The sequence below is a fragment of the Bradyrhizobium sp. B120 genome, assembly GCF_049075665.1.
Taxonomy (GTDB): domain Bacteria; phylum Pseudomonadota; class Alphaproteobacteria; order Rhizobiales; family Xanthobacteraceae; genus Bradyrhizobium.
In genome coordinates, this window is sequence record NZ_CP185242.1 from 1,055,186 (window position 1) to 1,068,971 (window position 13,786).

At 65.8% G+C, this 13,786-nt stretch carries 10 protein-coding genes; 5 read left to right on the forward strand and 5 right to left on the reverse strand.

Annotated elements, in window-relative coordinates; all coding sequences use genetic code 11:
- Position 1: 1 nt before the first annotated feature.
- A complete protein-coding gene (locus ACOIX3_RS05005; protein WP_420968682.1) occupies positions 2-1,519 on the reverse strand; it encodes an AMP-binding protein in 1,518 nt (505 codons plus the stop codon).
- Positions 1,520-1,839: 320 nt separating this feature from the next.
- Here ACOIX3_RS05005 and ACOIX3_RS05010 point away from each other — a divergent pair, with 320 nt between their 5' ends.
- Positions 1,840-2,160 (forward strand): PilZ domain-containing protein, encoded by a 321-nt coding sequence (locus tag ACOIX3_RS05010; RefSeq protein WP_420968683.1) that lies wholly within the window; start codon positions 1,840-1,842, stop codon positions 2,158-2,160.
- A 9-nt stretch (positions 2,161-2,169) separates the two neighbouring features.
- On the opposite strand, the gene ACOIX3_RS05015 is transcribed toward ACOIX3_RS05010, so the two are convergent.
- Both ACOIX3_RS05015 and ACOIX3_RS05020 read right to left on the reverse strand, forming a co-directional pair.
- Positions 2,170-2,439: a hypothetical protein gene (locus tag ACOIX3_RS05015; RefSeq protein ID WP_420968684.1), complete on the reverse strand. Its 270-nt coding sequence runs from the start codon at positions 2,437-2,439 to the stop codon at positions 2,170-2,172.
- A 169-nt stretch (positions 2,440-2,608) separates the two neighbouring features.
- Positions 2,609-3,502: a LysR family transcriptional regulator gene (locus ACOIX3_RS05020; RefSeq protein ID WP_420968685.1), complete on the reverse strand. Its 894-nt coding sequence runs from the start codon at positions 3,500-3,502 to the stop codon at positions 2,609-2,611.
- A 110-nt stretch (positions 3,503-3,612) separates the two neighbouring features.
- Between ACOIX3_RS05020 and ACOIX3_RS05025 the strand changes: the two genes are divergently transcribed.
- Complete coding sequence (locus ACOIX3_RS05025) at positions 3,613-4,605, forward strand: aldo/keto reductase (RefSeq protein WP_420968686.1); 993 nt, start codon at positions 3,613-3,615, stop codon at positions 4,603-4,605.
- A gap of 846 nt (positions 4,606-5,451) precedes the next feature.
- Here ACOIX3_RS05025 and ACOIX3_RS05030 read toward each other — a convergent pair.
- Both ACOIX3_RS05030 and ACOIX3_RS05035 read right to left on the reverse strand, forming a co-directional pair.
- Entirely contained in the window at positions 5,452-6,480 is a 1,029-nt protein-coding gene (locus ACOIX3_RS05030; protein WP_298378679.1) for a peptidoglycan -binding protein, read from the reverse strand.
- Between the two features lie 141 nt (positions 6,481-6,621).
- A complete protein-coding gene (locus ACOIX3_RS05035; protein ID WP_420968687.1) occupies positions 6,622-7,620 on the reverse strand; it encodes a flagellar motor protein MotA in 999 nt (332 codons plus the stop codon).
- Positions 7,621-8,162: 542 nt separating this feature from the next.
- Here ACOIX3_RS05035 and ACOIX3_RS05040 point away from each other — a divergent pair.
- From ACOIX3_RS05040 to ACOIX3_RS05050, 3 genes are all read left to right on the forward strand, one after another.
- The gene (locus tag ACOIX3_RS05040) at positions 8,163-9,365 is read left to right on the forward strand and encodes an efflux RND transporter periplasmic adaptor subunit (protein WP_420968688.1); all 1,203 of its coding nucleotides are present in this window, start codon (positions 8,163-8,165) and stop codon (positions 9,363-9,365) included.
- A 6-nt stretch (positions 9,366-9,371) separates the two neighbouring features.
- The gene (locus tag ACOIX3_RS05045) at positions 9,372-12,530 is read left to right on the forward strand and encodes a multidrug efflux RND transporter permease subunit (protein WP_420968690.1); all 3,159 of its coding nucleotides are present in this window, start codon (positions 9,372-9,374) and stop codon (positions 12,528-12,530) included.
- 116 nt (positions 12,531-12,646) lie between these two features.
- Positions 12,647-13,780, forward strand: coding sequence for an AAA family ATPase (locus ACOIX3_RS05050; RefSeq protein WP_420968691.1), 1,134 nt, complete (start codon positions 12,647-12,649; stop codon positions 13,778-13,780).
- Positions 13,781-13,786: the final 6 nt, after the last annotated feature.

Sequence of the window (13,786 nt, forward strand, 5' to 3'; positions counted from 1 at the left end):
CCTAATCGCTCTTTGCTGCCGCACGCGCCGGCATGATGCGGAAGGCGCGGTCCTCCTTGATCCAGGCGGCGCGCTCGTCGCGCAGCATGGTGCGGCGAACCTTTCCGGAATCATCACGCGGCGCCGTGCCGACGCGCTCGAAACTTTCCGGATGCTTGTAGCGGCTGAGCCGGTCCTTCAGGAAGTCGCCCATGCCGTCGGCGATCTTCTGCGCATCGGCAGTCTCGGCGAGTTCGAGGATCGCATGCACGCGCTGGCCGAATTCCGGATCGGGCAGTCCGACCACGACGCAGGAGCGCACCTCGGGATGCTCGCTGACCGCGGCCTCGACCTCGGCCGGATAGATGTTGGCGCCGCCGCGCAGCACCATGTCGGCGAGCCTGTCGCCGAGATAGAGATAGCCGTCCTCATCCAGCCGGCCGATATCGCCGAGCGATTCCCAACCGTCCGGCCGCCGCTTCGGTGATGCGCCGAGATAGTGATAGGTGGAGCCGGCGCCGTCATTGGGCAGGAAGTAGATCTCGCCGGTCTCGCCGGGCGCGACGTCGTTGCCGTCCTCGCCGATGATGCGAAGGCGCGCGGTCTCGCCGATCCTGCCGACCGAGCCCTTGTGCGCCATCCACTCGACGCCGGAGATCACGCAGGCGCCCTGCCGCTCGGTGCCGCCATAGAGCTCCCAGACCCGTTCCGGCCCGAGCCATTCGATCCACTTCTCCTTCAGCCAGGGCGGCATCGGCGCCGCCATGTGAAACACGATTTGCAGGCTGGAGACGTCGTAGCGGTTGCGTATCTCCTCGGGCAGCGCCCAGATCCGGTGCATCATGGTCGGCACGAAGTTGACCCATTGCACGCGGTCGCGCGCGATCAGCCGCAGCGTCTCCTCGGCATCGAACTTCACCATGCCGGTCAGCCGTCCGCCGCCGAACAGCGCCGCGTGCGACAGGATGAACGGCGCGTTGTGATAGAGCGGGCCCGGGTTGAGCACCGACGCATCATGTGGCATGCCGAGCAGCAGCGGTGTCGTGGTTTCGATCACGGCGGGGTTGTGATCGAGGATCACCTTCGGCCGCCCGGTCGAGCCGCCGCTCGTCATCGCCTTCCAGTAGCGCGCGACCGGTGCATCGAGCGGCTCCTCGGAAAATCCCTCCGGCACGAAACCCACCGGCAGCGAATTCGGTGCATTCCAGTCGGCCTCGCCGCCGACCACCAGCGACGGTTTCAGGATCTCGAGCACCGCGGCGGCCTCGCCGCGCGGCAGCCGCCATGACAGCGAGGTCGGCGTCGCGCCGCATTTCCACACCGCGAAAGTGGTCTCGAAGAATGCGTTGCTGTTGGGCAACCCGATCGCGACGAAGTCGCCGGGCTTGACGCCCTTGGCGGCAAACGCGCGCGCCCGCGCATTGGCGCGGCGCTCGAGCTCAAGCCAGGTCAGCGTATCCGCGCCGTGACTGACGGCGATCGCGTCGGCGGGCTTGCGTTCGGCATACCAGCGCGGCACGTCGGCGAGGGGGATCAGCATGGGGCGTTTCCGTCAAAAGGAGCCGGCTTGGAGCGCTCTTGTTGCAGGGATGTGGCCAGCGCCACGGCCGCTACTTCACCAACTATGCGGTCCCCGTGTCAAGCCGACGGCTGCCCACGCGGCCGGTATCCCGCTGATGGAATTGCGGAATCTTCGTTTGCTAAAAGCCGGGGCAAGATTCCGGTAAAGTTCAAGCGATCGCGCTAAGCCGGACTTTACGGGCGGATGGCATTGTGGCCCCTGCGGTTGTGTGCCGGGCGCGTCGATCGACCTGCCGGCCTCCAATTTTTTTAAGGACCAATGTCTTCGAGGACGAGACGATGGCGAGCAATGGAGCACGGATCAAGATCAGTCGCGAGCCGCGGCGCCAGCTCAACAACCGTGCGGCGTGGATCACGGTGGATGACGGCGTGACCGAGAATGCCTGTGCTGTGGTCGACATCTCGCCCGGCGGCGCCAAGATCACGACCGAGGTCGAGTTCGACGTGAAGGATCGCCTTGCACTGACACTGCTCGCCGATCACGCCAAGCGCTACCCTTGCGAAGTGGTCTGGCGTCGCGGCAAGACCTACGGGCTCAAATTCGTGACCGCCGACGCCGAGCCGGACGAACCGGCCGCGGAGCCCGCCGCCGCCATCTAGCACCGCGCCTCAGCGCCCCTGCGCGCTATTGACGTTGCCGGTCGTGCTCACCGAACCGCCGGGAGCGGCCGGCGCCGCGCTGAAATTGCCGCCGGAGGACGGTGCATAGCGCTGGCCGCTCTGGGCTGGAAGCGCAGTGCCGCCAACGCCGTCCGACGAAGCAGCGCGGTCGCCCGGCCTCGGTGGCAGTGGGGAGCCTCCCGTGCTTTGCGCGAAGAGCTGAGCCGGGGCGAGCGTCAGGCCGGCGGCGACGATGATGGCGAATGTGTTTCTGAACATGGGCTGGTCCGGATGGTGCGGTGAGGTTCGAGCGGTGGCGAGATCCGCCAAGCCTGCACGACTTCGTCTGCAATAACGTAGGCGGTGCTGGTCTCGTTCCCAGAGGCTACGGCCAAACCGCAAAGCAAATATCCGTGTGGTGGACCCCGTCGGCGCCGCGTTCGCTCTGTTAACCCCGATACCTCAGCGCCTGCACCAGCAGCGCGAAGGCCGGCGAGGATTGCCGGCGGCTCGGGTAGTAGAGGTGATAGCCGGGAAACGGCGCGCACCAGTCGTCGAGCACCTGGACCAGCTGGCCCTTGGCAAGTTGCGCCTGCACCTGATCCTCGGCGACATAGGCAAGCCCGAGCCCGGCCAACGCCGCCTTGATCCGCAAGGCGTTGCTGTTGAAGACCAGTTGTCCGTCGACGCGGACCTTGATCGGGCGTCCGCGCTTCTCGAATTCCCAGGCATAGATGCCGCCATGGGTCGGCAGGCGGATGTTGATGCAGGCGTGCTGGGTCAGGTCCTGCGGCCGCTTCGGGCGCTCGCGCCGCTTGAAGTAGGACGGCGCGCCGACCACGACCATGCGGAAATCCGGCGCGATCCGCACCGCGATCATGTCCTTTGCCAGTTGCTCGCCGAGGCGAACGCCGGCGTCAAAACGTTCTGCGACGATGTTGGCGAGCCCGTTGTCGACGGTCAGGTCCACCTTGATGTCGGGATAGCGCGGCAGGAACTTTTCCAGCGCCGGCCACAGGATGGTCTCGGCGGCGTGCTCGCCGGCGTTGATGCGGATGGTGCCGGCCGGCTTCTCGCGCAGCGCGTTGAGCGCTGTGAGTTCGGCCTCGATCTCCTCGAAGCGTGGCCCGATGCCCTGCAGCAGCCGCTCGCCAGCCTCGGTCGGCGCCACGCTGCGGGTGGTGCGGGTCAACAGCCGCACCCCCAGCCGTTCCTCCAGCGCGCGCATGGTGTGGCTGAGCGCCGATTGCGACACACCGAGCCGCGCCGCCGCGCGGGTGAAACTGCGTTCGCGCGCGACGGCGAGGAAGGCGATCAGGTCATTGACGTCGTGCCGCGGCATTGATGAATCCAGCTCATAAGTCCATCCCGATTTCTACGTCTAATAGGGTGCGCGTGCACGCCCTAAATCCCGCAGCGGCAGGTTCCAGCCCTTTGATGCGGAGAGACATCATGCAGAAACGTAAACTCGGTAACAGCAATCTGGAGGTATCGGCGATCGGCCTGGGCTGCATGGGCCTCAGCTTCGCCTATGGCCCGGCGGTCGAGAAAGCCGCAGGCATCGCGCTGCTGCGCGGCGCCGTCGAGCGCGGCGTCACCTTCTTCGATACCGCGGAGGTCTACGGTCCCTTCGTCAACGAGGAGCTGGTCGGCGAGGCGCTGGCGCCGGTCCGCAGCGACGTCGTGATCGCCACCAAGTTCGGTTTCGATATCGGCAACATGGCCGAGCGGCACCGGTCGCTGAACAGCCGGCCCGAGCACATCAAGGCGGTCGCGGACGCCTCGCTGAAGCGGCTGAACATCGATGTGATCGATCTGTTCTATCAGCATCGGGTCGATCCCAACGTGCCGATCGAGGATGTCGCCGGCGCCGTGAAGGACCTGATCGCCGCCGGCAAGGTCCGCCATTTCGGCCTGTCGGAGGCCGGCGTGCAGACCATCCGCCGCGCGCATGCGGTGCAGAAGGTCACGGCCTTGCAGAGCGAATATTCGCTGTGGGAACGCGGGCCGGAAACGGAGATCCTGCCGGTGCTGCAAGAGCTCGGCATCGGCTTCGTGCCGTACAGCCCGCTCGGCCGCGGCTTTCTCACCGGCGCGATCAGCGCGTCGACGACGTTCGCCAGCGACGACTTCCGTAACCTCGTGCCGCGTTTTTCGCCGGAAGCCCGCCGCGCCAATCAGGCGCTGGTCGATCAGCTCGGCCGCATCGCGGCCGGCAAGGGCGCGACGCCCGCGCAGATAGCGCTGGCCTGGCTGCTTGCGCAGAAGCCGTGGATCGTGCCGATCCCGGGCACCACGAAGCTCAATCGGCTCGACGAAAACATCGGCGCCGCGCGGATCGAGCTGAGCTCCGCCGATCTCGCCGACATCGGCAAAGCCGTCGCCGCCGTCGAGGTGCAGGGCGCGCGCTATCCGGAGCAATTGCTCGGGATGGTCGGACGCTGAGTCGAGCCACACACGCAGTGTCGTCCCGGGCTTGACCCGGGACCCATAACCACCAACGGCAATTGCTGCGCGACGCTGGTGCCACAGTCCGCTGCAACGACGCAACCCTGTGGTTATGGGTCCCTGCTTTCGCAGGGACGACGATTGTGGATGTAGGCCGCGCCGTACATTCAGTGTCGTCCCGGGCAAGCGCAGCTTGACCCTGGACCCATAACCACAAATGGCAATTGCTGCGCGACGCTGGGGCCACAGCTCGCTTCAACGACCCGACCCTGTGGTTATGGGTCCCGGCCTGCGCCGGGACGACGATTGTGGAAGTAGGCCGTACCACACATTCAATGTCGTCCCGGGCTTGACCCGGGACCCATAACCACCAAAGGCAATTGCTGCGCGACGCTGGGGCCACAGCCCTCTGCAACAACACAACCCTGTGGTTATGGGTCCCTGCTTTCGCAGGGACGACGATTGTGGAAGTAGGCCGTGCCACACATTCAGTGTCGTCCCGGGCTTGACCCGGGACCCATAACCACCAACGGCAATTGCTGCGCGACGCTGGGGCCACAGCCCTCTGCAACAACACAGCCCTGTGGTTATGGGTCCCTGCTTTCGCAGGGACGACGATTGTGGAAGTAGGCCGTGCCACACATTCAGTGTCGTCCCGGGCTTGACCCGGGACCCATAACCACAAATGGCAATTGCTGCGCGACGCCGGGGCCACAGCCTTCTTCAACAACACAACCTGTGGTCATGGGTCCCCGCCTTCGCAGGGACGACGATTGTGGAAGCAGGCCGTGCCACACATTCAGTGTCGTCCCGGCGAAAGCGGAGCGCGAAGGCGTGTGCCCGCTAGCGTTCCGTCAGCTTCAGCTCGATGCGGCGGTTGCGCTTGTAGGCGTCTTCGGTCTGCGCAGTGTCGAGCGGCTGGAATTCGGCGAAGCCGGCGGCGACCAGGCGCTGCGCGGGCACGCCGAGCGAGACCAGATACTGCACCACCGAGATCGCGCGCGCAGAGGACAGCTCCCAGTTCGACTTGAACAGCGGGCTGTTGATCGGCCGCACGTCGGTGTGGCCGTCGACCCGCAGCACCCAGGCGATTTCGGCCGGGATCTGCTTGTCGAGGTCGATCAGCGCGTTCGCCACGGTGTCGAGCTCGGTCTTGCCTTCCGGCAGCAGCGTCGCCTGGCCGGTGTCGAAGAACACTTCGGACTGGAACACGAAGCGGTCGCCGACGATGCGGATATCGGGGCGGTTGCCGAGGATCGCGCGCAGCCGGCCGAAGAATTCGGAGCGGTACTTCGACAATTCCTGCACCCGCTGCGCCAGCGCGACGTTGAGGCGCGAGCCCAGATCGGCGATCCGGCTCTGCGATTCCTTGTCGCGCTTCTCGGAGGCGTCGAGCGCCTCCTCGAGCGCGGCGAGCTGGCGGCGCAGCGCGCTGATCTGCTGGTTCAGCACCTCGATCTGCGCCAGCGCGCGCGACGACACGCTCTTCTCGGACTCCAGCGCCTTGTTGAGTTCGTTGGCACGACCCTGCGCGTCGTTGCCGGAATTGGCGAGCCCCTCATAGAGCCCCTTCATGCGGTCGCGCTCGCCCTCGGCCGAAGCGAGCCCGGCGCGGAGCTGCGACACCTGGTCGTCGAGCGTCAGCTTGGAGAGCTTCTCCAGCGACAACAGGTCGTTGAGCTGGGCGATCTTGGCGTTGAGCTGCTCCAGCGCCTTGTCCTTGCCGGTGACCTCCTGCGACAGGAAGAATTGCACGACCAGGAATACCGACAGCAGGAACACGATCGACAGCACCAGCGTCGACAGCGCGTCGACAAAGCCGGGCCAGTAGTTGAAGCCGGATTCGCTGCGGCGCGAGCGGGCGAGGGCCATCAAGCATTCTCCTCAACTCTCGTGTCCCGGACGCGGTGCAGCGTGCAGCGCTGCGGCGCAGGGCCGGGACCCATGAATCTCCGCAGGCCCCGGCTCTGCAGCGCATCACTTCGTGCTGCGCAGCGTCCGGGGCGCGCGTTCCTAGCTCTTTTCGGGCTGGCGGGCGAGGCGCTCGAGCAGCCGCTTGATCTCGCGGTTCTGCTCGCCCTGGCCGTCGGCCCATTCGCGGATCATCTGCTGCTCGGTGCGCATATGTGCGACCAGCCCCTGGATCGCCTCGGCAAGATTAGCCATCGCCGCCGTGGTGCTGCGGCCGCCGCCGCCGGCGCCGCCTTCTTCGAAGGTCGCACGCAGCCGGTCGATCGCGCCCTGCAGGTCGGCACCGCCGGCGCCGACACCGTCGCCGGAAATGCCGCGCACGGTGGTGGCGAGCCAGTCTTCGAGGTCGGTGTAGAAGCGGTTCTGGGCCTGGCTCGATTGCAGGTCGAGGAAGCCGAGGATCAGCGAGCCGGCGAGGCCGAACAGCGAGGACGAGAACGAAATGCCCATGCCGCCGAGCGGCGCGGCGAGGCCCTCCTTCAGCGTATCGAACAGCGCGCCGGCGTCGCCGCCGACCTTGAGCCCGTCGATCACCTTGCCGACCGAGCCGACCGTCTCGATCAGGCCCCAGAAGGTGCCGAGCAGGCCGAGGAACACCAGCAGGCCGGTCATGTAGCGCGAGATGTCGCGGGCTTCATCCAGGCGGGTTGCGATCGAATCGAGCAGATGCCGCATGGTCTGCTGCGAGATCGACATCCGCCCGGTGCGCTCGCCGCCGAGAATGGCTGCCATGGGAGCAAGGAGCGTCGGGCGGCGCTCGATCGCGAGGCCGGGATCGGCGATGCGGAAATTGTTGACCCAGGCGACCTCGGGATAGAGCCGGATCACCTGGCGGAACGCCAGGATGACGCCGATCAGCAGCACGGCGCCGATCAGGGCGTTCAGCCCGGGATTGGCAAAGAAGGCGGTGACGATCTGCTTGTAGAGCACCACTCCGACCAGGCCGCAGAGCACCAGGAACACCAGCATCCGCACCAGGAAGATCCTGGGCGAGGACAGCTTGCTCAGTTCGATCTCCATGTCGGAGCGGGAAGGGGGCATTGCCGGGTCATCCGTTCGCGAAAGCCGCATCTGCCAGCAATATGGCACAGCGGCGGAGTGAGGAAAGCCGAATCCAAAGGCTGTCAGCAGAACCTTGGGTTGAGACCGGGCAGAGTGTTGCCGCTTTGCGCAGCATTCCGGCGCTTCGGCGCATCAGCCTGTTCGGAAGGTGCCGATCCCACGCGCGGGTCGCGAGACGAACTCGGGTTGCACGCATCGCCGGGCGAGGCGCGCCGCGATCGGCGATTCGCGCGCCGCGCATGACGACTTTGCAATCTGCGGCATTCCCGCACAGGCAAAAGGCGTATTCCCGCTCACGCAGTCCTTAACGCATTCCCACAGCCTGCGATGGAACCCGCTCACAATGCAGTGACCCGATAAAACATGCCGCGAAATCAGGGCGATAGCGTTCTGTGACAATGAGCCGCCAAGAAACGCATTGCGTCGCAGCAACGAGATTTTATTTTCACCCCAGCAACGCGAGCGCTGTCGCCGTGACACCGCCGTTCGTTTGTTCAAACCTCTCAGGGGCGATCATCTCAATGTCTGGACTTCGCGCGCAATCGGCATGCATTGCTCTGATGCTGGCCGTGACGGCGCCACTGCTTGCTGGCTGCGACGAGCCGAATTCCGCAACCGCCGCCGTACAAGCACCCGAGCCGGACGTCAGTGTCGTCACTGTGAAGCAGCAGGCGCGCGCGATGGTGCGCGAGCTGCCGGGCCGCATCGCGCCGACCCGCGTCTCCGAGGTGCGCCCGCGCGTCTCGGGCATCGTCGTCAACCGCATGTTCCATCAGGGCAGCGAGGTGAAGACCGGCGATCCGCTGTATCAGATCGATCCGCGCCCGTTCGAGGTCGAAGTGCAGTCGACCGAGGCGGCGCTGGCGCGCGCCAAGGCGGTGCTCGAGCAGACCTCGCTGCAGGCCCGCCGTATCGCCACCCTCACCAACCAGCGCGCGACCTCGGAGGCCGAGAACGAGAAGGCGATCGCCAACCTGAAGCAGGCCGAAGCCGACGTGCAGGGCCGCGAGGCCGACGTCGCGCGCGCGAAACTCAATCTGGACTATGCGACGATTCGCGCGCCGATCGACGGCATCATCGGTGCTGCGGTCATCAGCGAAGGCGCGCTCGTCGTGCAGAACGACGCGGCGAGCCTTGCGACCATCCAGCAGCTCGATCCGATCTATGCCGACTTCCAGCAATCGGTCACCGAGATGAACCAGCTGCGCCGCGCCTTCGAGAACGGCGATCTCGACCGCATCGAGGCCGACGCGATGAAGGTGCGTCTCGTGCTCGACGACGGCTCGATCTATCCGGTGCCGGGCAAGCTGTTGTTCTCCGAGGCCAAGGTCGACGCCCATACCGGGCAGGTCACCCTGCGCGGCGAGTTCCCGAATCCGAATCGAGTCCTGCTGCCGGGCATGTATGTCCGCGTGCAGATCGAGCAGGGCATCGACACCGACGCGATCGCCGTGCCGCAGCAGGCGATCCAGCGCAATGGCGGTGGCGGCAGCGAGGTGTTCGTCGTCAAGGACGACAACCACGTCGCGGTGCAGCCGGTGCGCACCGGCTCGCTGCAGGGCGGCTCCTGGTTCGTGACCGAAGGCCTCAAGGCCGGCGACAAGGTCGTCGTCGAGGGTTTCCAGAAATTCGCCGCCGGCGACAAGGTACGGCCGCTCGTCTGGCGTGAGATCGACGCTGCTGCGGCACCGGATTCGCAGCAGACCGCGCACGCGGTGAAGTGATCCGACATGCCCAACTTCTTCATCGACAGGCCGATCTTCGCCTGGGTCGTCGCGCTGTTCATCTGTCTGGTCGGCGCGATCTCGATTCCGTTGCTCGCGGTCGCGCAGTACCCGATCATCGCGCCGCCCTCGATCTCGATCTCGACCAGCTATCCCGGCGCGTCGCCTGAAAACCTCTACAACAGCGTCACGCGGTTGATCGAGGAGGAGCTCAACGGCGCCGCCAACATCCTGAACTTCGAATCGACCTCCGACTCGCTCGGCCAGGTCGAGATCATCGCGAACTTCAAGCCGGGCACCGACACCAGCCAGGCCTCGGTCGAGGTGCAGAACCGTCTCAAGCGCGTCGAGGCGCGGTTGCCGCGCGCCGTGATCCAGCAGGGCATCCTGGTCGAGGAAGCCTCGTCTGCCGTGCTGCAGATCATCACGCTGAACTCGACCGACGGCTCGCTGGATGAAGTGGGCCTCGGCGACTTCATGATCCGCAACGTGCTGGGCGAGGTGCGCCGCATCCCCGGCGTCGGCCGCGCCACGCTCTATTCGACCGAGCGTTCGCTCCGGATCTGGATCGATCCGGCCAAGCTGGTCGGCTACGGCCTGTCCGCCGACGACGTCAACAAGGCGATCACGGCGCAGAACGCCCAGGTCGCCTCCGGCAGCATCGGCGCCGAGCCGAGCACCGACACGCAGAAGATCTCCGCGCAGGTCCTGGTGAAGGGCCAGCTCTCCTCGCCCGACGAGTTCGGCGCGATCATCCTGCGCGCCAATCCCGACGGCTCGACGGTCCGGCTGCGGGATGTCGCGCGGATCGAGATCGGCGGCCTCAGCTACCAGTTCAACACCCGCCTCGACGGCAAGCCGACCGCCGGCCTCTCGGTGCTGCTGTCGCCGAAGGGCAATGCGCTGGCGACCGCGGGCGCGGTCGAAGCCAAGATGAAGGAGCTGTCGCGCTTCTTCCCGGCCAATATCTCCTACGAGATCCCCTACAACATCACGCCCGTCGTGAAGGCCTCGATCGAGAAGGTCCTGATGACGCTGGTCGAGGCGGTGGTGCTGGTGTTCATCGTGATGTTCCTGTTTCTGCAGAACATCCGCTACACCATCATTCCGACCATCGTGGTTCCGGTGGCGCTGCTCGGCGCCTGCGCCACGCTGATGATCGCGGGCTTCTCGATCAACATGCTGACCATGTTCGGCATGGTGCTGGCGGTCGGCATCCTGGTCGACGACGCCATCGTCGTGGTCGAGAACGTCGAACGTATCATGGCCGAAGAGGGCCTGCCGCCGAAGGAAGCCACCAAGAAGGCGATGTCGCAGATCACTGGCGCCATCATCGGCATCACGCTGGTGCTGATGGCGGTGTTCGTGCCGATGGCGTTCTTCCCCGGATCTGTCGGCATCATCTATCGCCAGTTCTCGGTCACCATGGTGGCAGCGATCGCGTTCTCGGCGCTGCTCGCGCTGTCGCTGACGCCGGCGCTGTGCGCGACGCTGCTCAAGCCGGTCGAGAAGGGTCACGGCCATGCCCGCAAGGGCGTGTTCGGCGCCTTCAACCGCGTGCTCGACCGCAGCCGCGCCGGCTATGTCACTACGGTGCAGGCCGGGCTGAAGCGCACCGGCCGCCTGATGCTGATCTATCTCGTGCTGTTCGCCGGCGTCGCCTACGGCTTCGTGCGGCTGCCCGGCGGCTTCCTGCCGGTCGACGACCAGGGCTTCATCACGACCGACGTCCAGACGCCGTCGGAGTCGTCCTATGCGCGCACCGAAGCTGCGGTCGAGCAGGTCGAGAAGTACCTGAAGGATCGCGCCGGCATCGAGAACGTCACGTTCCTCACCGGCTTCAGCTTCCTCGGCCAGGGCATGAACACCGCACAGGCCTTCATCACGCTGAAGGACTGGTCGGAGCGCGGCTCCAAGGATTCCGCCGCGGCCATCGTTGCCGATATCAACCGCGACCTGTCGTCGACGATCCGCGATGCCAGGATCTCCGCGCTGCAGCCGCCGCCGATCGACAACCTCGGCAACTCCTCGGGCTTCTCGTTCCGCTTGCAGGACCGCGGCCAGAAGGGCTATGCGGCGCTGATCGCGGCGTCCGACCGCCTGATCGCGGAGGCCAATGCCAGTCCCGTGCTGCAGAAGGTCTATGTCGAAGGCCTGCCGCCGGCGCCGCAGGTCAATCTGATGATCGACCGCGAGAAGGCGGGCGCGTTCGGCCTCACCTTCGAGGACATCAACAACACGATCTCGACCAGTCTCGGCTCGAACTACATCAACGACTTCCCGAACCGCGGGCGCATGCAGCGCGTCATCGTGCAGGCCGACAAGACCAGCCGCATGAACGCGGACGACATCCTCAATTACAACGTCAAGAACAGCCGCGGCCAGCTGGTGCCGTTCTCGGCCTTCGCCACCATCGAATGGTCGAAGGGGCCCACTCAAATTGCGGGCTTCAACTACTATCCGGCGGTGCGCATCTCCGGCGAGGCGAAGCCCGGCTTCACTTCGGGCGACGCGATCGCGGAGATGGAGCGGCTCGCCGACAAGCTGCCGCGCGGCTTCGGCTATGAGTGGACCGGCCAGTCGCTGCAGGAGAAGCTGTCGGGCTCGCAGGCGCCGTTCCTGCTCGCGCTCTCGGTGCTGGTGGTGTTCCTGCTGCTCGCGGCGCTCTACGAGAGCTGGACCATTCCGCTCGCGGTGCTGCTCACGATTCCGCTCGGCATTCTCGGCGCCGTGGTGGCGGCAACGCTGCGTGGGCTGTCCAACGACGTCTATTTCACCGTCGGCCTGATCACCATCATCGGCCTCGCCGCCAAGGACGCGATCCTGATCATCGAGTTCGCCAAGGACCTGCGCGCGCAGGGCAAGCCGCTGGTCGAGGCGACCATTGAGGCGTGTAGCTTGCGCTTCCGCCCGATCCTGATGACCGGTCTCGCCTTCGTCTGCGGCGTGCTGCCGATGGCGATCGCCACCGGCGCGGGCGGCGCCAGCCAGCAGGCACTGGGCACGTCAGTGATGGGCGGCATGATCGCCGTCGTGATCCTGGCGCTGCTCTTGGTGCCGGTGTTCTTCGTCAGCGTGCAGCGCGTGCTGGCGGGAGATCGCGAGAAGGCGCCCGACAACGCCGAAGTCTACGGCCCGCCCGCGCCGGCAAGGATCGGTCACTGATGTCAGAGATCGGTGCCGATCGGATCGGCGGCTTGCCTTCGCAAGCCGTTCAATCCAGATTGCATCTCTGGATTGAACGGGGCGCGTGCAGGCAACCCGGGAATTGAGGGCATGTGATGCGGCCGACCGATATTGCGATCTCGAATTATCGCTCCATTCGGCGGCTCCACATGCCCATTCAACCGCTGTCGGTCTTCGTCGGCGAGAACGGTGTCGGCAAATCCAATCTCTACAAGTCCCTGTCGCTGCTGCGCGACGCGGCGACCGGCCGGATCACGCGCACCATCGCCGACGAAGGTGGATTGAACTCGGTCTGCTGGTCCGGCATCCGCAGGCGCGGCGAGGATGGACGGCTGCGGCTGGCGGCCAGATTCGAACACGTCAACTACGCGATCGAGCTCGGACATCCCGGTCCGGTCGAGGCGGCATTTCCCGGCGAGCCGATGATCAAGTCCGAACGCATCGAGGCGATCCACGGCAAGCGGAAGGTCCTGATGATGGAGCGGACCAATTCGCGCGTCAGCGTCCGCGGCGAGAGCGGCGCCTGGAGCGAGCACAAGGATGCGGTGCTGCCGTCGGAAACCGCGCTCGCGGATTTCCTCGACGGCAAAGCGTGCCCCGAGATCGACCTGATCCGAAACGCGCTGCAGAGCTGGCGCTTCTATCACGATTTTCGCACCGATCCGGCGTCGCCGATCCGAAAGCCATGTCTGGCGATCACGACGCCGTCGCTGAGCGCCGATGGCAGCGACCTGGCTGCGGCTTTGGCAACGCTCAGCGCGATCAGGCAGGATGCGGCCGACCTGCAGGATGCGATCGAGGATGCGTTCCCGGGCGCCGAGCTGCGGGCATGGGCGGACAACGGGCGGTGCGAATTCGAGCTGCAGCAAGCGGACGTGCCGCGTCCGTTCAAGGCGCACGAACTATCCGACGGCACGCTGAAATATATCTGCCTGCTCGCCGTGTTCATGGGCTACCGGCTGCCGCCGTTCATCGCGCTGAACGAACCCGAGACCAGCCTGCATCCATCGCTGCTGGCGCCATTGGCGAGGCTGATCGCCAAGGCGTCGCGCCGCGCCGACATCTGGATCGTCACCCATTCGGAGCCTCTGATGGAGGCGCTCCGCAGCGAGAGCTCGGTCCCGCTTCGCCGGGTGATCAAGACAAAGGGCGCCACCACCATAGAGGGCCTGACCCTCGGCGGTGAATTTCGTGACGGCGAGGACGACGAAGATGACGACGACGGCTAGATCGCG

Coding starts and splice junctions, on each gene's coding strand:
- ACOIX3_RS05025 (WP_420968686.1), top strand. CDS start 3,613: ATGCAGAAACGTAAACTCGGTAACAGCAATCTGGAGGTATCGGCGATC.
- ACOIX3_RS05010 (WP_420968683.1), top strand. CDS start 1,840: ATGGCGAGCAATGGAGCACGGATCAAGATCAGTCGCGAGCCGCGGCGC.
- ACOIX3_RS05030 (WP_298378679.1), bottom strand. CDS start 6,480: ATGGCCCTCGCCCGCTCGCGCCGCAGCGAATCCGGCTTCAACTACTGG.
- ACOIX3_RS05050 (WP_420968691.1), top strand. CDS start 12,647: ATGCGGCCGACCGATATTGCGATCTCGAATTATCGCTCCATTCGGCGG.
- ACOIX3_RS05020 (WP_420968685.1), bottom strand. CDS start 3,502: ATGCCGCGGCACGACGTCAATGACCTGATCGCCTTCCTCGCCGTCGCG.
- ACOIX3_RS05035 (WP_420968687.1), bottom strand. CDS start 7,620: ATGCCCCCTTCCCGCTCCGACATGGAGATCGAACTGAGCAAGCTGTCC.
- ACOIX3_RS05040 (WP_420968688.1), top strand. CDS start 8,163: ATGTCTGGACTTCGCGCGCAATCGGCATGCATTGCTCTGATGCTGGCC.
- ACOIX3_RS05005 (WP_420968682.1), bottom strand. CDS start 1,519: ATGCTGATCCCCCTCGCCGACGTGCCGCGCTGGTATGCCGAACGCAAG.
- ACOIX3_RS05045 (WP_420968690.1), top strand. CDS start 9,372: ATGCCCAACTTCTTCATCGACAGGCCGATCTTCGCCTGGGTCGTCGCG.
- ACOIX3_RS05015 (WP_420968684.1), bottom strand. CDS start 2,439: ATGTTCAGAAACACATTCGCCATCATCGTCGCCGCCGGCCTGACGCTC.